Origin of the sequence: Enterocloster alcoholdehydrogenati (assembly GCF_013282095.1) — a bacterium.
Taxonomy (GTDB): domain Bacteria; phylum Bacillota; class Clostridia; order Lachnospirales; family Lachnospiraceae; genus Enterocloster; species Enterocloster alcoholdehydrogenati.
Genome location: NZ_BLTJ01000016.1, coordinates 59829 through 79580, shown reverse-complemented (window position 1 = coordinate 79580; position 19752 = coordinate 59829). Strand labels below are relative to the sequence as shown.

The window sequence follows — 19752 nt, the reverse complement described above, 5'->3', positions numbered from 1 at the left end:
TGTCATTTCAACTCTGTGAACCGGTTTCTTTTGTCTTGCCATAGTAAAAAGCCCTCCTAATGATATTTATTTTATCATAGAAGGACCTTATCGTAGTTAATTTTACAGAAAAAGTTTCACATTCTCACTAAAATGAGCCGATAGTCTATAAGCTGTAATAGCTTATAAATTATCGGCTCTGCGTCTAAGCGTCTGGCTCTTTGATAATTTCTATTTTGAAGTTATTTACGCATATCAAACTTTCTTTTTTACATTTTGGACAATACAACGGAAAGTTTTTTAGCTGTGTATCTTTTCGTATTTTAATCCTTGTTTTATTGTTGCATATAGGACAAATAACCCACTCCATCATATTCATTCTGAACCTCTGCAAAAAATTTGTATTGCTTCATTAAAAAAAGCTGCAAGATTTCCACTACTAAATCTATTTATAAAAGTGGTAAATCTTTCATCTGTAATATAGAGAACTCCCAAATTAGATAAAATTTGTTTATTACATTCATAAAAGTGTTCAGAAATATATTGTTGCCATTCATGTACTATTGCTTGTACTTCTGAACTTTCCGCAGGACTATTTTCATACATAGCTAGTTTTTCAAAAATATTGCGAGCCATTGAATAAAAAGATTCTATTTCTTTCTCTTGTATTTGCTTTGAATGGGAAGAAAACATAGTCTTGTATTCTCTGAAACTTTCAGTATTTCCCCATTGTTCTAATACTTCTTCTTGAAATTGCGATTGTAACTCAAGTATTTTTGCATTTGAAAATGCAGAAAATTTAATTTCTTTATTTCCGTTGATTGTGTCTTTTACAAGTGAAATCAAAGCTTCTATTCGTTCTTTCTGAGCTTCCAAAATCAGTACATGACGCTCTAATGCTTCTGAACGAACATAATGAGGTGAATCCAGCAGTTCCTTAATTTCTTTTAGGGCGAATCCAACTTCTCTAAAAAACAAAATTTCCTGAAGCCTAGTTAAATCGTCGTCTGTATACTGACGGTATTTTGCTTCGGTTATAATAGATGGTTTTAATAAACCAATTTCATCATAATAATGTAGTGTTCGAGCAGTAATACCTGTTAATTTAGCAACTTCATGGACTGTTTTAGCTTTTTCATTCATTCCAAAAATCCTCCGTAGCATTTAAAATTTCTTTTGCAGGTAATAGAGTTGCTTCGACAATGTTTTTTCCAGTCTTTTGCAAGTAGTGTTTAATCAAGTGATAGCCACACGCATATCCGGAACAATAGGGTAATCCGACCTGAGGATAGTTTTGTAATGCTGCCATTTCATCACCATAAAGGTATGCATTCAGATTTTCTAATCCTTGAACATTTAAACCGTCCCGAATAATAGGCTTAATATATTCATTTAAGGTTTCTATATCAGTTTTTGTTACCCAAGGACCTGCTTTATCTTCACCATACAGAAATGTTGCAAAGTTTTCTGCCAATCCCTCATTGACTATCATTTCACCAAGAGTGATGTCATTCTTCCATTTAATAAATTGAAATCGTACGTTGTGATTAGTTTCATGTGCTAATGCTACATGAAGATGTGATAAAGTGTATTCATTAGGTAGTAACCAAGAAAAAATATATCCTGGAATACCACCATCACCACAGTAACCATCATTTAAAATAATGTAAGGATTTTTAGCATTTGCAAGTAAAATTGTAAACGCATATTCTTTAATGGGTAGATTAACACCGTGTTCAACAAAGCAATTCAACGACTGCTGAATGGATAACTCACATTTTTCCCAGAGTGTATTATCAGAAATTAGCTTAATATTATTTTGTTGCTTTTGGTCAACAGCGGTTGGGGCGATATGTCCAAGCATTTCGCTTGCCATAATTACATCATATCCATTAGGCGTTAGAGCTTTCATAGGAACACTATAACAAGCCCACTTTTTTTCAAAAGGCTTCATAAGTTCATATCTATAAATGTCATTTTTTTTGTCTAACGGTGCATTCATAATTTTTGAATAAACTTTGTCAGAACGGATAGCGGATATTTTCATAATTCTAGTTCCTCCTTTTGGTTTTATCATATACTATGACGTAACGTTAAAGTCAATAGGCAAATTAAAAATTATCACAGATGTATGGTAAATAATTAAATGTCTTAGTAGACAAAGGAAATAGAGGTTAAACAACATAAATTAACTTGATTGTCGAAGTAGAAATTGTTGTTTGAAATATTGATGGAAAAGTAAATAAAAATTGCAATAGGCAGATGGTATTGTCAAATCTAAGGAAGTGGGGGAAATGTAAATCCTCCACTTTTGCTTATAATTGCAGTGATATTAGAATTGATACTCTGCAATATTTTTGAAATCATTGTTCAACACATAATATATCTTATTTTTAGTAACGGAATATACAAAAGAAACTCTGGTTGCCCAAAGTCCTTCCTGACGTACTGACCTAAGTACATCAAAGGCGTTGGAAATAGAGAAGTTTTTTCCATATCCTTGCAGTAAATCCTTTGCCTTTTCATATCTGTTATCCCCAGATAAAACATATGGATTAGTCAATTCTGGTTTTAAAATGGAGTAATTTGTTATTAAGGAATATTTTTCTTTTTCCAAACGATACCCAATCCCCGGTTCAATAATGAGAACACGCCCAGTTCTATCCGAAAACATAGCCTGCATAGTAGTGTCAGGAGCATAAGTAATTTTCTTTTTTTTCACTATTTCCAATGAATCATCAAAAGAGAGGTTGCCTTTTATAAAATTTTCTGTCAAATCAGCTATTGTATAGCATGATTCATTACCGCAAAATTGTGCATTGTCATTTCCATGTACATACAACAATGTGCCAACATTCCCATTTCTATTGATTCCGTGAAAAGAGTGATACTTATTATCGGACATTTTTATTCCTATAAAAAAACGGTCTTTTTCAGCAATTACGGTATGTTCCCATTCAGAAAGGTCAATATCAAAATTGAACCCAACAATGGTTTCTTTCCCATTATACACAAATCTTGTACACATATTTGTAGTTCCTTTCATAAACTAATTATAGTAGTATTAAAACTAATTATATTAGTAATGTTAAATATTATAAGACAATTTGTCAATATAAAAGTTCTTTTTTTCTAACCTAATTATTGACTTCGCTAATTTAATTACTTAAAATGAGGTAAATGATGTGAAGAAAGAGGAAAATGAATATGCGAGTTACAAGAGCCGAAGTTATAAAAACAGCGTCTGATATGGCTGATAGAAATGGACTTCATAATGTTTCTTTGAAAGCTATTGCTGAAAATTTAGGGATTCGTACCCCCTCCTTATATAATCATATAGGAAGTTTGGATGAACTTCTTAGGGAGATAGCACATAGTGGTATGCGTACTATGAATGAAAAAATGATTCGTGCAGCAATCGGTAAGACAGGGGATTCAGCGTTAAAATTAGTGGCAGTTGAATATCTTAATTATATGATTGAACATCCCGGTGTGTATGAAATAATTCAATGGGCTAGTTGGAATGGAACAGAGGAAACAGCAATCATTTTTAATGATTATCTATCTTTACTTAAAACACTTATTTGCTCATGTGGCTTTAATCCAGATAAGACCACTGAAATTTTGAGCATGGTAACAGGTATGCTTCATGGTTATACAACATTACAATTAAGATATGCCTTTTCAAATCCTGATAAAGTAAGAAAAGAATTATCCGAAGCAATTGATACACTACTGCTGGGAGCTAATCAAAAATATAAAGATTAAACGAAAATTTCTTTTAAATACTTTGTAAGAGAAACGTGCAAATCTCCAAATGAGAAATGCACGTTTCTCTATAACTATTTCACAATTTTCCAGTTTTCCCCGTTCTTTTCCAGCACAAGGTCAAACTGAGATACCTGTGTTGTCATGGTCTGGTTATCCAGATATTTCACCGCAAGGGAAGCCGTCACCTGATTTCCGTTTCGGTTATAAACCGGATTCACTAGTTCCGAGAAAATATACTCTTTTCCCACAGGTTTCAGCACGCCCTCATTCACATAATAGGTCAGCTCCTTTGCGGTTGCCGTAGGGTACAGCTTGAAAAAGGTAGTGAGAAATTCGTTGATTTCCTCCGTGGTGATGGAATCCACCGTACCGTCACTTTGTACCGCTTTTGGCGTGTAGCCGGATTTTACGGGAACGCTGGTGATGGTTGGGTTCTGGATAATCGTCAGGTTTCCAGAGCCGTCCACATAGACCGTTACCTGATAGGCGGAACGGACGGTTTTACTGGATTCTCCCTCTGTAATACGCTGTTCCACCGTGTAGGTCACTTGATAATGCTGTTCCTTTTCTTCTGTGATTTCCCATATCTGAAAATCGGTCAGGGCAGACGATACGGGGATGTCCTTTCGGACAGTATCTACATTCAGGGCTTGCAGTTCTCCGGTGAGATACCCTTTTAAAGCGTTTGTCCGGTTGTCAATGGAAGCGGCGGACTGTTCCCATGAATAGTAGACTTCTGCGAAATTCTCCACAAAGTTTTCTATCTTGTGGGTGTCGAGGATGGTTTCCTCAATCATTTTGGTTTCATGGACAGTATGAATGTCTATCGCCGTGAAATTCTTATAGACGGCAAACAGGAAGCTCACTGCCAGCAGCACCCACAGGGCAATCACGGTTTTTTTATGGGTATTGGCTTTGTAGACTTTCAGTTTCTTTTCTTTCTGCTTTTTCTGGTTTTCCTCTTTTCTAATCTGAATCATTTCGGGTCATCCTTTCTTATTTTTTGATTCGTCCGGCTCCGGCAAGGTGCTGTTGCCAGTAGGAGCCTGTCAGGTCTGCGTAACCGATGGGATTTCCGGCATGGTACATCCGGTTATTTCCCACATATAGCCCCACATGGGTGATGTAGGTTCCGGCGTTGTAGGTGGAGTGGAAAAAGACCAAATCCCCTGCTTTTGCTTCGGACAGGGGAATGTGCTGCGTCACATTGTACTGTTCCTGTGCTGTCCGTGGCAGGGCGATTCCTGCCTTGCCATAACACCACTGCACCAGTCCCGAACAGTCAAAGGAAGTGGAGGGGGAATCGCCCCCGTACACATACGTCCATCCCTCATACTTTAAGGCTTCCTCCATGATAGCCTGCATCGTTTCATCATCAAACTGTGCCACGGTCAGGTATTGAGATACCAAGAGGACATAGAACATATTTCCGTAGGAATACCGCCAGCCCCCGTTTTTCTCTACCGCAACAGGGTTGGTGTAGGTGACTTTCTTTCCGCCGGATTTGTCCCTTGCGAAGCTCTCTGCCAGTTCAAAGGTGTATTTTTTTCCGTGTCCTGCCACATAGTCTAGGAAACCGCCGCCGTAATTATAGGATTGAATCACGCTGTTTAAGTCACAGCCCTTTGTTTCTGCCGCTGCGAGCAGTTCCGAGAAATACTTGCAGCCCTGTTTGATGGATTCCTCTGTACTAAGGGAGTTCGGGGGAAGCCCCAGAGATTCCGAGGACTGCATAACGTCTTCCAGCGTGCCGCCGGATTCCACCTGAATGATGGCGAGCAGCACATTTAAGTATTCCTCTATGCCATATTCCTTTGCATACTTTTCCAGCATAGGCTTATGGGCGAGGACTTCCTGTGATACGCTCACGCCTCCATAGATAAGGTTTCCTCCGCTTCCTCCGTCTTCCTCATCCGAGAAGACAATCACCACCAAAAGGAGCAGGGAGAACATCATCACGAACACACCGGAACAGGCAAAGAAAAGGTGTCTTAACTTCATGGTTTCTCCCCTTTCTTCTGTTTGGCAGCCGCTGTTACCGTTTTTGTCCACTCCTTTCTGGTGGTGGTACGCCGGATGGTAAAGTTCGATTCTTTTACCACAGGGGCAGCCCGTTTTCTTTCCGGTATCACAGGAGCCGTATCATTCTGGACAGGTCTTGCTGGACGGGGAGCAGCAGGTGTAGTAGTTGTCTTTTGTCTTTCCTCTGGTTTGTCTGGGGAAGCCGGAGGGACTATCTGGCGTTCTGTCCTTACAGACGGTATCTGTTCATGGTGGATGGAAGCCGCTTTTACCACCGGAACCGAAGCCCGTTCTGCCACAGTTCCCCCATAAGAAACCTGTCCCCGTTCCCTGATGGATGGGGAAGCTGGCTGCATGGCTGGTTTTCCTGCATGAGTGGTATCTGCATGATGTCGAAAATCTTCTGGTTGCTTTGTAGTAACAGGGCGTTCATGGACAGGAGCCGCCCCTTTGGGGGGTTCGGAAGCTGTCTTTTGCGGTTGTTTTGCCTGTTCCAGTTCTGCTCTGCGTTCTGCAATGGTCTGTCTGCGGCTTTCTGCCTGTGCGTTTCGCTGTTCGGCTCTGGCAGTTCGGGCCTGGGTCACGCTGGAAGTAAAGTCCCGTACTCCCTCTGATACCTGTGTTTTCCCGTGGTAAAGGGCATACTTTGCATTGATGGGCAAATCCTTTGCCTGCTCCCGAAGCTGTCCGGCAGTATCGGTTATCTTATCTTTGGTATCCGCCACCGCACCTACCGCAGAGCCAGCCCGTTTCCATGCGGATTCCTTTTCGGGTGCTGCCTGTCCGTCTGGTCTGCTGTGGTCTGCCTGTGTCCGTTTGGAAGAACCGGAGTTGGTAGCACTTCTCTGGTCTGAGCCAGCTTGTTTTCCTGCGTGGTAGGCAGCCGTTCCAGCCCCAAGAGCTGCCACAGAACGTCCTAACTTATGCTGTAAACGGTGCATATGGGCGTGCATGAGCATATGGGGTCTTCGCATGATACGGCTTCCCATGCTTTGGGAATCGCCGCTCTGTAAGGAGAACATCCCCATCAAATCCCCCAGCTTGAAATAAATTCCGGCAAAGGTCACTATCTGCAAGAACGCCGTCAGGAAGAACGGGTATTCCCCAGACAGGTTGTAGAGCATGGTGGAAATACTGAACGCTACCGTGATAATCAGGGTGATTCCGGCTCTGGTAAGGATGGTGTTGAACAGTTTTGTAATGGCACGCTTTGACATCCCCTCAAAAGAGGGAACCATGCTAAGGAGGAAACTCACAGGCAGGAACATGGCGTAGATGATAAAAAGCACCTGTGAGAAAATCATTATCCCTGTGAGCAGGAATACAAAAATGGAGATACCGATATTGAAGATAAATAGGAAGAAGACGGTTCCCAAGCGGTTGATGGTCTTTGTGATGGTAAGGTTCGTGTTTTCCCTGTCTTCGATTTCCTCCACCACGATTTCTTCCCTGTCCTGCCCGTTGTTTTCATTTGGGCTGGTTGAGAGCAGGCTTTCCACACGGTCAGCCCCAATGCTTTCCACATCCGAGTTGCCGTATTGCAGCAGGAGCCACGGCTGCTTAACCTGAATGGAAAACAGGCTGTTCCGTATCAAATCCACACTGTCTTTTCCTTGACTTTCCGAGTTTGGCAGCACAATCTTTGTACCAAGGGTCAGGCTGGCATTGCTGATGTCTGCGGAAAATTCATTGATTTTCCCGATATAATCAGGGGCATAGGCGATAAAGGCAGCGGACAGCACGAACACCACCACGAAATTGACAACGGCATGGATGGCTTTTGTGGTTTCCCGTTTGATAAGTCCTGTATAGGCAACATAAATCCCTACCACCAGAATGAGAATCAGCAGGAACCCGATATAAAATCCCTCCGAGGACAAGCCGCTGGTGGTAACGCCTGCCAAGGTCTGCATATTTTTCCCAATGGAATCCGCCGTAGAGGAAATGAAGTCCAGTGAGTAGGCTTCCTGAATCAGATACCCCGTAGCGTTGGAAAGGTACAGGCTGATTGTCCAGATAAAATTTGTGATGGCATACAGCCCGTACATCACCTGTTTTCCGATACCGTCCAGCCAGTTCCACGGGAGCCAGTCCCATCCGCTGTTCACATAAAAATCAAGCTGGTAGTTGTCCAGCGGATATTTGCTGTATTCGTTGGCAGCGTCCACCGTATCATCCACCAGTCCGGCAGCGTGGGCGGCTGTGCCGAAGACTGCCAGCAGCAGGAGGATGAGCAGGAGTGCCAGAAGCACCCTGCCAATCACTTTTCCTGCCATTTTCCAAGACAAGCCCTTTTTTGCGTGATAGGGAACTGGGAATTGCGGTCGGTTGGAAGTTCTATGTATCACCATCATTCCACCTCTTTTCTTACGGGCGGTCTGGTATCAAAGGCGTGGAACAGGTCTTCAAAGATAGGATGGAACTGTATCACGCCCACACGCCCGTACAAATCGCTGATAAGGCACTGTCCGTTTTCTAAGTCACGGAGCCGCTTCTGGTTATTTTCATCTTCGGAATCCACCCCGAAAAAGGCGAGGGTCTTCTTGATTTCGTTGATGTCTGTGGAGCGGAACGCAAACTTCAAGCCCAGATTGTTTTTCAGCTTTTCATCCAGCAAATCGTCCGTGTTCTGGGTGACAAAGTAAACGCCTGCGTTCATAGCACGTCCGGCACGAACCAGCTTCATGGAGAGGGTCTTGCCCTGTGCCACCTGTAAGAAGCTCCATGCTTCGTCCAAATCCACAATCTTAAACACGCTGCGGTCGGTGTGGATGAAGTCGAGGGCAAAGGTGCTGATTACAATGAGCATTGCCACGGAAAGCAGCTCCATTGTGGTGTATTCTTCAAACGAGGTTTCTTTATCCGGCAGCACCAAATCCGCCACCTGAATGATGTTGAGCTGCTTTTCAAGGCTGATGGACTGTGTGACGTCCCCATCCGAAAAGAGCAGGTGTGCAAAGTCATAGTCCGTAAAGGATTCGATATGGTCGGCTATGCTGGTGCTGATGGTGGTTCCCTCCGCCCGTAGTTCCTCAATCACCTTGAAAAGCCCCCGTTCATCACTGTTTGTCACCGCACGGATGGCTTTCCGAAGAACAGGGAACTTCTCCCCGTCACGGCTGGAAATGCCCGTTAAAAAGGTTAGGATGTCGATTGCCAGTGATTCAGAATCCTTTGGGTTCTCCATAATCACATACGGGTCGAGTAAGCCCCTGTTCTGTTCCTCCGAGGTTAGGTTTACGATATTGATTTCATGGGCGATTTCCGGCAGGGTTTCTTTCCAGCGTCCCCGTTCCGCTTTCGGGTCAACAATGAGAGCCTGTGCCCCAAATAATACGGAATAATAGACAATCATGTTGTTGCTGAATGATTTTCCACCGCCGAGGGAGCCGACAAAAGCGGCAGCAAGGGCGTTAGTGACGGAGCCTTTTACCCCTTGACTGGCAAGGGCAGGCTTTAAGTACACGTTTCTTCCTGTATCAAGGCTGTACCCGATATAAATACCCTCCGGTTCCCCCAACATCTGGGTTGCCCCGAAGCCAAGACCAGCAAGGAAATCGCTGGTGACATACTGGATGTAATCGTTCAGATACCGTTTGCTGGCAGGGAGAAATTCCCCATGCAGCCCCAGCATATCCCCAAAGGGGCGAACCAGCTTCACATTCAAATCGTCATAAAAATCTTTCACCTCATTGCAGCGGCGTTTCAGTTCTTCCAAGTCGGGAGCCGTCACACGCACCACATAGGACAGCTTATACATGGATTCCTTGCTCTGGTCTAAGGTGGATTCCAGTTCATTTACGCTGTCTAAAGCGTCCACCACGTTTGTACTGGTTTCACTGTCATTCTGCCATGCGTGGTTGTCCAAATCTTTCAGCTCTTTTTTCTTGTTCCGCACCGTGGAGAGGGCTTTCCGGTTTGTGACAATCTCCACATTCATAGAGGTATCAATGGGAAAAGTAAATTGCTGCTGCTGATAGTAAAAGATTTCCGAGGATGGGAAGTCCAGTTCCCCCACAATGCTGTTGATAGTAAAGTAGGCGGCATAGACCGTCCCGTCTTCCTGTTCGATTTTCAGATACCGCTGGTTTTCCTCTATCAGACAACGGGTGGGTTTGATGAGGTCATAGTATTTCACCAGCGTTTCTTCCTGAAACCGCTTCTTCGGAAGATAATACTCATAATCTTCGTAGGCGGTTCCGGTCTGCCCGTATAAATGCTCAATCAGATAGCCAAAATCGTCCTTGTTAAGCCGCCGGACTTTAAAGCGGCGTGAGATTTTACTTTCCAGCAGTTTTTCCATCTTCTGAAACCGCCAGATTTCTTCATTGCTCATGGAAACAAAATCCCCCATGAGTTTGTGGTTGACTTCATGGAGGAAATCGGAAACGGCGGTCTTTGCTTCCCTGCGAAACTGCTTCATGGTGACTTCCTGCTCATTGACAAGCAGCTTGAAGCCGATAAAAAAGCGGTAGTCCACCTGATTTTCCCCTATCATGGAAATCAGGGCTTCGGTCTGTGCGTCAATCTTTGCACAGGCAATATCTTTTAACTTGCCCGTCACTTCCTGTTTGGAGCGTTCCTGTGCCGCCCGTATGCTGGATTCGGTGCTGATTTGCAGGGCGTGAATCTTCCCGTCCCTGTTCTGGGCGATAAGCTGCCGGAAGGAATCGTGTACCTGATATTTCTGTTCGGGGCTTAAAAAGGAATAGTTGTAGGGAAGCAGCTCATAGTAAGCGAAGCACTCCCCGTCATGGTTGAACACAAGGTTATTTTCGATATACTTAATCGGATATGCCATAACTATCACTCCTTACTGCCGTGATGGGTTGTGCCGGATATTCCTTTTCCAGCTTCACGGGCTTTCCTGCATAGGTCAGTTTCGGACGTACCAGATATGCCAGTACGGATTTCAGGAAGCCGTAAGGCTTCTTCCCGTCAAAGGTCTTCTGGCACATGAACCAAGTGAGGGCAAAGGGTACGCCGAAATATTTCAAAAATGCCCCGTCAATGAACGAAAGAGGAGGGAGGTTCCCCAAGAGCATAACCGCAAACACCGACACCACGAACCACGCCATCTGTGTGAACGTGATGGGGAATGGCAGCTTAAAATCATTGATGGAATAGAGTACCTTTTCCACCGACCAGATACTGGTATAGCTTCGTATTTTCTTCATGTTGTCCGTCCTTTCTAAAAGATGGGGCAGCAAAAGAGCTACCCCTGAATCAAAAAATCCGCCTGCATTTCTCAAAGGAGATACAGACGGGTCTACCGTATGATTTCATATACGCCGTGGTTCGTGATAACAAAGGTTCCTTCCAATTCCATGTCACGCCCATAGGCGGCGTAGTCGATATAGTTTTGTAAGTGTGCCGGAAGTTCTCCGAGCTGTCCGGTTTCTTCCAGATAGTAGCGAGCCACATCCGCCATATCGTCACATCCGGAATGGCAGATAATATCGTCTTCATGCTCACAGAGTTCTTCGATACTGCCAAAGTAGGATTGCAGCTCTGATAGTTCCTCCTGAATGTGCTCCGGCAAGTCCTCCACCATCTCACACAGGCGGTTGACTTCCTCAATGGGGGTATATTCGTCAATCGCAAAGGGCAGCTCATAATCATGGATGGCGTATTCCTCATATTCATCATTCAAGCCGATACGCTCCTTGACTTCCTCAAAATCCACAGGCGGCGTGAACCATGCCCCTACCAGTTCGCCCTCATTGTATTTGCCTAAGTTAGCAATGTAAATCCGCATTTCCTCCAAGTTCCTCCACCTCCTTTTAGCGGTAATAAAAGATACCATTGTCCGTAAACAGGTAGTTTTCACTGTTTTCCAGTTCCCGACCAATGGCAGCGTAGTCGATATGGTTCAACAGGTCTGGATGTACTTCTCCAAATATCTGTACCTCCTGCACCAGATAACGGGCGAGGGATTCCCCGTCCTGTACCGGATAGCAGCGTATCTGGTCTTTGTGGTCGATAAATTCCGTAAAGCTGGAAAACCACCGCTTTTGTACCACATCCATTTCATAATAGAGGGGCGTTCCCTGCATTTCCTGTACCATCCGGCAGAGGGCGTTGATTTCCCAGAGCCTTGTGTTGCCCTCCAATGGAAACGGCAGCTCATAGTCTTCAATTTCGATTTCTTCCTCACTCTGAACCCCAAGACGTTCCCTGATTTCTTCAAAATCCACAGGGCAGGAAAACCATGCCCCAGGATATTCCTCAAAATCTTCATGGTAAAACCGTGTGGTGTTCAGGATGTAGATTCTCATTTCCTCAATCTGTATCACGTCCTTTCTCTGTTAAGTTTTTGGGGAGTTACGCTCCCCAAGCCCCTAGTGGACTTCCGCCATGAAGCAATCAGAGCTTGCTCCATAACGGAAGTGTGATATGGCTTTTTCCTATGCACCGATAATCTTATTGAACAGTTCCAGTAAGATGTCCTTTACACCGTCCGCATTGAAAACCAGACCAACCGCTACAAGGGAAACTACTAAAAAGCCGATAAGTTTGGAAAATTCCCTCTTAAATCCGAGGTACAGTCCAATCACCACGATTGCCAGCAGCACAAGGGACTGGGCGTTGGATAAAAACCAGTTGTAAAGATTCTGTCCGAAATTCATAAAAGCTCCTTTCTTTCCTGTAAGAGTTCTTAGGTTCCAAAATTGCCGCCGTTAAAGCACCACCTCCTTTGCAGCGGCGGCTTGCTGCTTCAGGATTTTTTCGTGCTTCTCCGTCAGCTTTGCATGGGTGATGATGTCATGGACAATCTGGGTGTGGTTCATCTTATCCAGACGGAGAGCCAGCTTTAACGTGGGGGCTACCTGATGGGAGAGCCAGTGCAGGGTGCGTTCAAAGGAATAGGGTTCCGGTTTTGTTGTCAGTTTCAGGCTTCCCCTGTGTTCTCCAATGAACCACGCCCATTCCTCACTGATACGCCAGTCAGAACGGGGTTTCGTATCGTCCCTGTCCACGAACCGGACATAGCGGTTGATGATTTGAAAGGCTGTCCGTTCTGGATTGTCATGTTCTAACAGGTCACGGATGGCGTAAAAGGCACGCTCATTTTTCAGCCGGATTTCAAAGCGGTTCTTTACCTCTGCGTCCGCAATGGGAATATCATGCTTTTTGTACTGCTCATAGTCCTTTTCGTAAATGCAGAAGTACACCTCACTTTGGAGGGAGCCGATATACAGGGTGTTCCCCATACATTCTTTTTCCTCACGCCGTACCAGTTCGCCGCTGCGGTAGCTTTTAAAGCTGCGGAAGACCGAGATACATTCCTCATTCCGGCACTTCTCTGTCAGATGGGGAATGTTCAGGATTCCCGTTTTGTCATTGATGGCGAGGTCAAGCCGCTTCATCACGCCGTCTTCCATGAGAATGTCCATGAAAAACTCATACCAGCTCCGTTCCTGTGCCAGCAGATAGCTTTCAAACTGGCGGCAGCCACGCCCTTTCAGTTCCAGCAGCACCCCTTTTTCCAGTTCCGGCGATACCAGAACGAAAATATCCCCCAGATAGTAATGCTCTGTGTAAGAGTAGAAGCCGTAGTCTTCATGGATAAAGTAGGGGAGCTTTAGACGAAGCACGTCTTCCACGATATGCTTCACATCCGTAGTGGGAAAACGAATCCGCACATAGTCAAAGAGCATTTCAAGGGGAGCGTCTGGGTTGAAGCGTTCCAGAGCTTCTGTGATGGCTTCCTGTAATGCTTCGGATGGATGAGCCTTGCCCGTTTCAATATCGCTCAGGTACGGACGGGTGATTCCGGCAGCTAGGGCAAGTTTCTGTTGTGAGATACCGTAACTTTCCCGTTTTTCTTTGATGTCCCGTACCCATGTTTCTTCATTCAGTGAAAATCCCTCCTGTCTAAAAAAGCGTATGTCAACTTTCAGAGCCTTGTTGACACACGCCGGATATGGGGAAAATCCCTTGTGTACTGTGGGATTCTGCCCTGTTGTTTGGTTGTTGCCTGTCGATTTGTACCCCTCTGTTAGATACGAGGGGTTTATGCTGGCGTGCCTTACGGCACACCAGCCACAGCAGGTCAGTCCGCTTCTGCGGCTTTCGCTTCGCACGCCGCCTGCACTCCCTGCCTGCTGTCTGTCAGTTTTTTTATTTCTTTGAGGAAATCGTGTCCTTTTGGTACAAGGGGCGTGTAAAACTCCGAGATAACGCTGGTTCCCACATCCACATAGCCACGCCCTTTTATCTGCTTCAGGAAGAAGTCCTTTGTGGTTTCCCCGAACATCATCCCATAGCCCATTTCCGACATCCGCCCCAGAGCCACACGAAAATTGAACTGGTCACGGATTCCGTCCCCCAGATACTTTGCGTCCGGACGCTGGCAGGCGAGAATCAGGAAGAAGCCAGCCTGCCGCCCAAGCATAACGATTTGTTTTAACTTGTTGAGGACAGCGGCGTTTTCCTTTGTGCCGAGCATTTCCATAAATGCCACATATTCATCAAAGATAAGGAAATTTGCCGGAAGCCCAAGGTAAGCGTAGTTTTCCCCTGTCCGGTAATTCTCCATGAGCTTCATGTCTTCGCTGCGTTTCATCATTTCTTCATAGAAACGGTCAATGCAGGCGAGCATATCTTCCTTTTTGTAATACACATCCGGCATAACCGCCTGTAAATCCGCAAGGTCGGCGTTCTTCGGGTCTAACACGAACAGGACGGCGTTGGTGCGGAGCAGGGCTTCAATGAGGGTCAGGATAAAGTAGGTCTTTCCGCCGCCGGTTCCTCCGGCAATGAGCATATGGGGGAGCTTGTCATACTCCCACCAGACATTTTCCATAAGACGGAGCCTGCCGTCCTTTGCCTGTACATCCTCAATGGAAATACGGTTGGCAATGGTATCATAAAGCAGGGTGTACTCCACATAGGAATCCTTTAATTCCTTATCCGTCAGCTCACAGTACAAGCCGCTTTCCAGCTTTTTTTCCAAGTGTAAGAGCTGCTCCTGATATTTCCCCAAGGTGATTTCCACACGGATATGGAGCAAGCCCTGTTTCATCCGGTAGTAGATTTTGGGAAAATAAGTGATGGTTTCTTTGGAACGGCTGGAAGACAAGTCCTTGAAAAAAGCGTCTTCCTTTCTCTGCTCCGATTCATACCACTTGTTTTCCAACACCATCCTTGCCAGCTTTTGGCGGTGGATGAGCTGCTTTACTTCATCCCTGCGGTATCGCCAGAACAGAAGAACTGCTGTAAGACACACCAGCCCTGCCACGCCCATGCTGAATAACAGGTAAGGGATATTTATGTCCTGTGCTATCTGGGAAAGGGACACTTCCTGCCAGTTGGTTCCGGCAATTTGCCGGATATGAAACAGCAGGACAACCAGCAGGAAGACAGGGAACAGGGTGGCAAGGGCAGTATGGAACACAAGGTCTTTATCCGTGGGACGGATACGTTTTCCACGGGGGAAAAGCTGCTTCATGGGAATAATCCTCCTTTCCATGATTAAAAATAGCCCATATAAAGCAGCGAATATCCTTTCTTGCTGTCTTCCATATGGGCTTGAAATAAAAAAGTATAGCCGGATGACTCCCTGCACAGACATTCCGGCATATAAACTGCCAGATTTTCCGGCGGCTGATAATCTTCTAGGGCTTCGATAAGAAGCTGACCTGCCATCCAGCAGTATTCCGGCAGAGAAACCAGCCGGAAGTCCTGTTCGTATTCTTCATATCCAGTAATTGCGTCCATACTTATTTTTCTGCTGGCGGTTCTTTCTTTGGTGATTGCGGATTCATGGCAGCACCTTTTTTCAGAACAATATCATCCGCCTTGATGTACCAGTCCACCTCTGCTCCCTGAAAGGTAGCCGTTGCCACGGTATCTGCCACAGGATTGATAAGTTCCACCTCTGCGTTGTAATCGAACTCCTTTAATGGCACGCTGGCAGGGATAGAAACCTGAATCATACGCCCCTGTCCTCTGGATTTTAAGTCATAGGTACGCTCCTTGATTTCTTCTGATACCGAGCCGTCTTCATTCTGGAGGTGAACCTCACGTCGGAGGGCAGAAAACTTCAATGCCCCGAATGTTGCTTCCTTGTCAATCACGATTCCGTTTGCTAATCTCATAGTCTGATGTCCTCCTTTTCCTTACGCTTTTACCATATCGTCAGCGTGTAAAATGTAGTTGGTAAAGCCCCTTGTGCCAATTTTATAGCCCTCTGCGGTAATACGGGGATTGATGAGTTTCACACGTTCCTCAAAGTCAAAATGCTTCTCTCCGGCTTCGGCAGGGAGGATAACCACAATATCATCCGCCCTCTGTACGTCCGAATACAGGTTGAAGCTGCGAGAGAGTACCGCCATGCGTCCGTTGATTCTTCTCTGTTCTGTTTTGTCTTCTCCGGCAAACTCCAAGTTGCCGAATGTCTTTTCCATGTTGGGGATAACGAATTTTAATTCCATATAGATGTACCTGTCCTTTCTGAATGTTGTGTTTGATGGTTGGTTTTGGGTTCTGGTCTGGAAGCCGGAGGGGAACGCTCCGGCGGTGGTGATTTCTTCGTGGTATCACATCCTTTCTGGTTTTAGGGTAAAAAAATAGACGCTCATTTCTGAACGTCTGAATTGATACACTGGAAAGGCGGAATATTTGCTTTATCCTCTATATTTTTGTATATGTTGTACTTACAAGGTCGCCCCAGAACAAAAAGCCCGCAGCACCTACGACAATATCCTTCGGGTGGTAACGGACTATGATGTGTGCGAGCCTATTAAGTTTTTGCGGGAGCGTGAGATTGTGCATTACCAGCGTTTCGGTGAAGCCCTCCGTATCACCCAGGAGAAACTTGACAGCCGCAACTTCTACGCCTTTAACCCTGCCTTTGACCCGGATCAGGTGCCTCAGCCCAGATAAAAAAGCAGATTGCATCCGGTCATTTGAGTCCTATGAGCGTTCCGCCCAGAAGAGCAACATCCTCCTCCTGGTGTGTTGTGATCAGGAGGAAGCGGCGGCGGCGCTGCTCCAGAATATAGCGGATAACCTCTGCCTTCAGCCCTTCATCCAATCCGGTGAAGGGCTCGTCCATCACAAGCATATCAGAGGGGGATAACAGGGCGCGCAGGATGGCTGTGCGCCTTTTCATGCCGCCGCTTAGGGTGGAGACGGGGCGGTTCAGGCATTCGGCCGGCAGAAGCGCTTCCATAGCGGAGGCAAGCTTCTTTGCCGGCCATTTTTCCTTTAGCGCAAGCTGCACATTTTCCAGAGGGGAAAATGAAGGGCACAGCCGGTCCTCCTGAAAAACGGCAGAGACGGTCAGCGGCCAGACAGCTTCTCCTTTTGTGGAAATAGTTCCGCTGTCGGCGTGCTCAAGACCCATAAGAATCCGAAGAAGAGTGGTTTTTCCAGATCCGGAGGGTGACATAAGACAGTAGCATGGATCTTGCTCAAGGGTGAGGGAGAGATCATTGAGAACCGTCAGGTTTCCGTAACTTTTTGAAATATGTTCGATGAGAAGTTTCATAATATTATATGGTTTGATTTAAATGCTTCTGAAAATCCTTTTCCATGCTGCAGACGGATGTGCCATATAGACGGAAGGGTATACCGGGAATAAGGGCCGGGCACCAACTGCATATGACAGGGAACACGCAGGGCAGATGAGGGCAGAGCAAAAGTAAGAGAGCGTTTGATCTTCAGGCATAGAACCTCTAATGACGCACGCCCATTAACAGTTTCAGAAAGATCCATTCAAAGACGGTGCTGATCAGGATAATGGCAAAGGTCCAGGCAAAAAGCCCTGCGGTATCAAGATAAAGCTTGGCATAGTAGAGCTGTTCGCCGATGGATGCCTGGGGGATGCCGATCACCTCTGCTGCTACGCCTGATTTCCAGCTCATCCCCAGGGCAGTACGACAGCTGCTTATAAGGTAGGGGTGAACGGCGGGAATGTAGATAAAACGCAGCCGTTTGAAAAACGAAATGGAAAAGACGCGGCTCATCTCAAGCAGTTCTCTGCTGGTATTTTCCAGGCCGGTCAGCGTACCCGCATAGATCATGGGGACAACTACCAGAAAGGAAATAAACACAGAAAGGTTGTCTGAGCCGATCCAGATGAGGGCAAGGATCACAAAGGAGGCCACGGGGACAGAGCGGGCCAGCACCATGGGAGGCTCCAGCATATCTTTGATAAGAGGGCAGGCGTAGCTGGCCCACCCAAGGAGGATCCCGACTGAAAATGCAAGCAGAAAACCGGCGCTGATCTTAAAAAATGAGTGGAGCAATGTCTGCCAGAAGGACGCCTGGGGCAGCAGGTCTGCCAGGGCGCGGATCATATCAAGAGGCCCCACGAAGATCACATCATTTTGGATGACCAGGTGGGCGGCCTGCCAGAGGGCCGCCCAGAAAAGCCAGATCATACAGGTCTTAAGAGACTGAACACGTTTCATAAGACGCTTATGGCAGATAGTAGAAGTCATCCGCCGGAAGAGTGCCGCCTACAGACTTGGCATCCTGCTTAGCCAGCACGCTTAAATATCCGGAAAGAGCCTGTTTCATCTCGTCTCCGGTAATGCACGTCAGGTTGCATGACGGCATAGCCTTTAACGCGATGGGAGCTTTTTCCACGATTCCCAGATTAGCCACCAGTTCTGCTGCTTTTTCCGGTTCTTTCGAGGTATAGCTGGTAGACTCCGCGTGGTCAGCCAGGAACTGATCTACAGCCGCCTTATTTTCCTCTAAGAAACTGCTGCGTACAATGGTAACGCCAGTGACCATACGGCTTCCACTTTCCTTATTTAAAAGATCCCACTGCTCGGTCAGATCCATAACGGTTTTTAAATCAGGGTTCTGGATGCAGGCCGCTGTGGCAAAAGGCTGGGGAAGGATACCGACGGCGGAAGGATCTTCCTTTAATATAGAGGCAACCTCTGTCGCTTCTGACTTAAAGTCCAGAGTCACATCTCCTGCGGCAAGTCCGTTTTCCTCCATCAGATAATTCATCGTGTATTCAGGGGTGGTTCCTTTTCCGGTCATGTACACAGTCTTTCCCTTAAGATCTGCCATGGTGGAAATGGAGTCATCAGCCGAAACGACATACAAAACGCCCAGCGTATTGATGTCAATGACCTTTACCTGCCCCTGAGTCTTGCTGTAAAGCACGCTTGCTACATTGGCAGGCACTAAGGCAATATCCAGACTGCCGTTTGCGATATTTCCCACCAGCTCGTCTGCCTTTCCGGCCATGGTGAACTCATATGTATTGGCGGTTTCCCCGTTTTTTGCCTCATCCATCAGATAAGCCAGCCCCATGGAAGTTGGGCCTTTTAAAGAGCCTACGCGGACAGTCGTGCCTTCTGTCTTGTCTGAAACGGCATCAGAGGACTGGGAAGCGTTCTCGGCTGTCTGTTCGGATGAAGAGGAACCGGCCTCAGCCGCTTCCTTAGAAGTCTCTCCAGCCAAAGACGGTTTTGCCTCGGAGGTCTGAGCCGCGGCGGTTTCTGTCTTGCCGGATGCTCCGCATCCTGTGACTGCAAAGGCAGCCGCTGCAGCGATAGCTGTTAATACAGAAAGTTGTTTTTTCACAGTAAATTCTCCTCTCTTGCATCTATAGATGCCAGTCTTTACTATAGCACAAAATTTCCTCTTTTGCATCCGGACGAAGTCCGTTATTTTGCACATTTTATGAGAATTATTATTGATAATGATATAACAATATGAGATAATTAACCTGTCAAATGTGTACCAAATCAATCATGGAGGGTGAAGATGAAAGTTACAATATGTATTGGGAGCGCCTGTCACTTGAAAGGATCAAGGGAGATTATTGAAAAACTGCAGAAAATGGTAGCTGAGAATAGATTGTGCGACAAGGTAGACTTAAATGGCGCCTTCTGTTCCGGAAACTGCGATCATGGAGTGTGCGTTACCGTAGAAGGCGAGTTGTATTCACTGAAGCCGGAAGATACGGAGGAATTTTTTGAAAAAGAGATCAAGGGGAGACTGTGA

Annotated in this window: 22 protein-coding genes and 1 pseudogene; 3 read left to right on the top strand and 20 right to left on the bottom strand. The window is 45.9% G+C overall.

Annotation, left to right across the window (positions count from 1 at the left end; all coding sequences use genetic code 11):
• Positions 1-184: 184 nt before the first annotated feature.
• The 4 genes from HW447_RS15870 to HW447_RS15855 form a co-directional block, all read right to left on the bottom strand.
• Positions 185-349: a cysteine-rich KTR domain-containing protein gene (locus tag HW447_RS15870; RefSeq protein WP_308464100.1), complete on the bottom strand. Its 165-nt coding sequence runs from the start codon at positions 347-349 to the stop codon at positions 185-187.
• A gap of 5 nt (positions 350-354) precedes the next feature.
• The gene (locus HW447_RS15865; protein WP_055058896.1) at positions 355-1122 is read right to left on the bottom strand and encodes a MerR family transcriptional regulator; all 768 of its coding nucleotides are present in this window, start codon (positions 1120-1122) and stop codon (positions 355-357) included.
• Positions 1115-2026, bottom strand: coding sequence for a DUF2268 domain-containing protein (locus HW447_RS15860; RefSeq protein WP_074133956.1), 912 nt, complete (start codon positions 2024-2026; stop codon positions 1115-1117). Before HW447_RS15860 ends, HW447_RS15865 begins: the two co-directional genes overlap by 8 nt.
• A 285-nt stretch (positions 2027-2311) precedes the next feature.
• Complete coding sequence (locus HW447_RS15855; protein WP_118014537.1) at positions 2312-3007, bottom strand: Ntn hydrolase family protein; 696 nt, start codon at positions 3005-3007, stop codon at positions 2312-2314.
• A 179-nt stretch (positions 3008-3186) separates the two neighbouring features.
• Here HW447_RS15855 and HW447_RS15850 point away from each other — a divergent pair, with 179 nt between their 5' ends.
• The gene (locus HW447_RS15850; protein WP_103900079.1) at positions 3187-3747 is read left to right on the top strand and encodes a TetR/AcrR family transcriptional regulator; all 561 of its coding nucleotides are present in this window, start codon (positions 3187-3189) and stop codon (positions 3745-3747) included.
• Between the two features lie 74 nt (positions 3748-3821).
• Here HW447_RS15850 and HW447_RS15845 read toward each other — a convergent pair whose 3' ends face one another.
• From HW447_RS15845 to HW447_RS15785, 13 genes are all read right to left on the bottom strand, one after another.
• Positions 3822-4730 carry a conjugal transfer protein gene (locus tag HW447_RS15845; RefSeq protein WP_176256080.1) on the bottom strand — a complete coding sequence of 303 codons (909 nt, stop codon included), beginning with the start codon at positions 4728-4730 and terminating at the stop codon, positions 3822-3824.
• Positions 4731-4746: 16 nt separating this feature from the next.
• Complete coding sequence (locus HW447_RS15840) at positions 4747-5751, bottom strand: bifunctional lytic transglycosylase/C40 family peptidase (RefSeq protein WP_118014669.1); 1005 nt, start codon at positions 5749-5751, stop codon at positions 4747-4749.
• A complete protein-coding gene (locus HW447_RS15835) occupies positions 5748-8048 on the bottom strand; it encodes a CD3337/EF1877 family mobilome membrane protein (RefSeq protein WP_243176324.1) in 2301 nt (766 codons plus the stop codon). Before HW447_RS15835 ends, HW447_RS15840 begins: the two co-directional genes overlap by 4 nt.
• Positions 8049-8122: 74 nt before the next feature.
• Positions 8123-10573, bottom strand: a complete 2451-nt coding sequence (gene tcpF / locus HW447_RS15830) for a conjugal transfer ATPase TcpF (protein ID WP_176256079.1) — start codon at positions 10571-10573, stop codon at positions 8123-8125.
• Positions 10557-10949 (bottom strand): conjugal transfer protein, encoded by a 393-nt coding sequence (locus tag HW447_RS15825; RefSeq protein WP_176256078.1) that lies wholly within the window; start codon positions 10947-10949, stop codon positions 10557-10559. Before HW447_RS15825 ends, tcpF begins: the two co-directional genes overlap by 17 nt.
• A gap of 92 nt (positions 10950-11041) precedes the next feature.
• Positions 11042-11530, bottom strand: coding sequence for an antirestriction protein ArdA (locus HW447_RS15820; RefSeq protein WP_408609680.1), 489 nt, complete (start codon positions 11528-11530; stop codon positions 11042-11044).
• A 25-nt stretch (positions 11531-11555) separates the two neighbouring features.
• Positions 11556-12050 carry an antirestriction protein ArdA gene (locus tag HW447_RS15815; protein WP_176256088.1) on the bottom strand — a complete coding sequence of 165 codons (495 nt, stop codon included), beginning with the start codon at positions 12048-12050 and terminating at the stop codon, positions 11556-11558.
• A 129-nt stretch (positions 12051-12179) separates the two neighbouring features.
• Positions 12180-12401, bottom strand: coding sequence for a hypothetical protein (locus HW447_RS15810; protein ID WP_002570387.1), 222 nt, complete (start codon positions 12399-12401; stop codon positions 12180-12182).
• A gap of 51 nt (positions 12402-12452) precedes the next feature.
• Positions 12453-13676, bottom strand: a complete 1224-nt coding sequence (gene mobT / locus HW447_RS15805) for a MobT family relaxase (protein ID WP_176256087.1) — start codon at positions 13674-13676, stop codon at positions 12453-12455.
• A gap of 152 nt (positions 13677-13828) precedes the next feature.
• Positions 13829-15226 (bottom strand): FtsK/SpoIIIE domain-containing protein, encoded by a 1398-nt coding sequence (locus tag HW447_RS15800; RefSeq protein WP_176256076.1) that lies wholly within the window; start codon positions 15224-15226, stop codon positions 13829-13831.
• 23 nt (positions 15227-15249) lie between these two features.
• On the bottom strand, positions 15250-15495 hold the full coding sequence (locus tag HW447_RS15795; protein ID WP_032547033.1) for a hypothetical protein: 246 nt from the start codon (positions 15493-15495) through the stop codon (positions 15250-15252).
• A 2-nt stretch (positions 15496-15497) separates the two neighbouring features.
• Positions 15498-15875 carry a YdcP family protein gene (locus HW447_RS15790; RefSeq protein ID WP_118740930.1) on the bottom strand — a complete coding sequence of 126 codons (378 nt, stop codon included), beginning with the start codon at positions 15873-15875 and terminating at the stop codon, positions 15498-15500.
• Between the two features lie 21 nt (positions 15876-15896).
• Positions 15897-16211: a YdcP family protein gene (locus HW447_RS15785; protein WP_032509787.1), complete on the bottom strand. Its 315-nt coding sequence runs from the start codon at positions 16209-16211 to the stop codon at positions 15897-15899.
• Between the two features lie 229 nt (positions 16212-16440).
• On the opposite strand from HW447_RS15785, the pseudogene HW447_RS15780 reads away from it, so the two are divergent.
• Positions 16441-16662 (top strand): annotated as a pseudogene (locus HW447_RS15780) (manganese catalase family protein); the annotation flags it as partial.
• Positions 16663-16681: 19 nt separating this feature from the next.
• On the opposite strand, the gene HW447_RS15775 reads toward HW447_RS15780, so the two are convergent.
• From HW447_RS15775 to HW447_RS15765, 3 genes are all read right to left on the bottom strand, one after another.
• The gene (locus tag HW447_RS15775) at positions 16682-17269 is read right to left on the bottom strand and encodes an ATP-binding cassette domain-containing protein (protein WP_176256075.1); all 588 of its coding nucleotides are present in this window, start codon (positions 17267-17269) and stop codon (positions 16682-16684) included.
• A 187-nt stretch (positions 17270-17456) separates the two neighbouring features.
• Complete coding sequence (locus HW447_RS15770) at positions 17457-18224, bottom strand: ABC transporter permease (RefSeq protein WP_330589232.1); 768 nt, start codon at positions 18222-18224, stop codon at positions 17457-17459.
• Positions 18202-19329 carry an ABC transporter substrate-binding protein gene (locus HW447_RS15765; RefSeq protein WP_243176322.1) on the bottom strand — a complete coding sequence of 376 codons (1128 nt, stop codon included), beginning with the start codon at positions 19327-19329 and terminating at the stop codon, positions 18202-18204. Before HW447_RS15765 ends, HW447_RS15770 begins: the two co-directional genes overlap by 23 nt.
• A gap of 183 nt (positions 19330-19512) precedes the next feature.
• Between HW447_RS15765 and HW447_RS15760 the strand changes: the two genes are divergently transcribed.
• Entirely contained in the window at positions 19513-19752 is a 240-nt protein-coding gene (locus HW447_RS15760) for a (2Fe-2S) ferredoxin domain-containing protein (protein ID WP_176256073.1), read from the top strand.

Excerpts from the sequence above, each read along its gene's own strand:
- HW447_RS15810 (WP_002570387.1), bottom strand. The coding sequence starts at position 12,401 with ATGAATTTCGGACAGAATCTTTACAACTGGTTTTTATCCAACGCCCAG.
- HW447_RS15795 (WP_032547033.1), bottom strand. The coding sequence starts at position 15,495 with ATGGACGCAATTACTGGATATGAAGAATACGAACAGGACTTCCGGCTG.
- HW447_RS15760 (WP_176256073.1), top strand. The coding sequence starts at position 19,513 with ATGAAAGTTACAATATGTATTGGGAGCGCCTGTCACTTGAAAGGATCA.
- HW447_RS15835 (WP_243176324.1), bottom strand. The coding sequence starts at position 8,048 with ATGGCAGGAAAAGTGATTGGCAGGGTGCTTCTGGCACTCCTGCTCATC.
- HW447_RS15860 (WP_074133956.1), bottom strand. The coding sequence starts at position 2,026 with ATGAAAATATCCGCTATCCGTTCTGACAAAGTTTATTCAAAAATTATG.
- HW447_RS15775 (WP_176256075.1), bottom strand. The coding sequence starts at position 17,269 with ATGAAACTTCTCATCGAACATATTTCAAAAAGTTACGGAAACCTGACG.
- HW447_RS15800 (WP_176256076.1), bottom strand. The coding sequence starts at position 15,226 with ATGAAGCAGCTTTTCCCCCGTGGAAAACGTATCCGTCCCACGGATAAA.
- HW447_RS15870 (WP_308464100.1), bottom strand. The coding sequence starts at position 349 with ATGGAGTGGGTTATTTGTCCTATATGCAACAATAAAACAAGGATTAAA.
- HW447_RS15785 (WP_032509787.1), bottom strand. The coding sequence starts at position 16,211 with ATGGAATTAAAATTCGTTATCCCCAACATGGAAAAGACATTCGGCAAC.
- HW447_RS15820 (WP_408609680.1), bottom strand. The coding sequence starts at position 11,530 with ATGCGGATTTACATTGCTAACTTAGGCAAATACAATGAGGGCGAACTG.
- HW447_RS15855 (WP_118014537.1), bottom strand. The coding sequence starts at position 3,007 with ATGTGTACAAGATTTGTGTATAATGGGAAAGAAACCATTGTTGGGTTC.
- HW447_RS15790 (WP_118740930.1), bottom strand. The coding sequence starts at position 15,875 with ATGAGATTAGCAAACGGAATCGTGATTGACAAGGAAGCAACATTCGGG.
- HW447_RS15815 (WP_176256088.1), bottom strand. The coding sequence starts at position 12,050 with ATGAGAATCTACATCCTGAACACCACACGGTTTTACCATGAAGATTTT.
- HW447_RS15825 (WP_176256078.1), bottom strand. The coding sequence starts at position 10,949 with ATGAAGAAAATACGAAGCTATACCAGTATCTGGTCGGTGGAAAAGGTA.
- tcpF (WP_176256079.1), bottom strand. The coding sequence starts at position 10,573 with ATGGCATATCCGATTAAGTATATCGAAAATAACCTTGTGTTCAACCAT.
- HW447_RS15845 (WP_176256080.1), bottom strand. The coding sequence starts at position 4,730 with ATGATTCAGATTAGAAAAGAGGAAAACCAGAAAAAGCAGAAAGAAAAG.
- HW447_RS15865 (WP_055058896.1), bottom strand. The coding sequence starts at position 1,122 with ATGAATGAAAAAGCTAAAACAGTCCATGAAGTTGCTAAATTAACAGGT.
- HW447_RS15770 (WP_330589232.1), bottom strand. The coding sequence starts at position 18,224 with ATGACTTCTACTATCTGCCATAAGCGTCTTATGAAACGTGTTCAGTCT.
- HW447_RS15840 (WP_118014669.1), bottom strand. The coding sequence starts at position 5,751 with ATGAAGTTAAGACACCTTTTCTTTGCCTGTTCCGGTGTGTTCGTGATG.
- HW447_RS15850 (WP_103900079.1), top strand. The coding sequence starts at position 3,187 with ATGCGAGTTACAAGAGCCGAAGTTATAAAAACAGCGTCTGATATGGCT.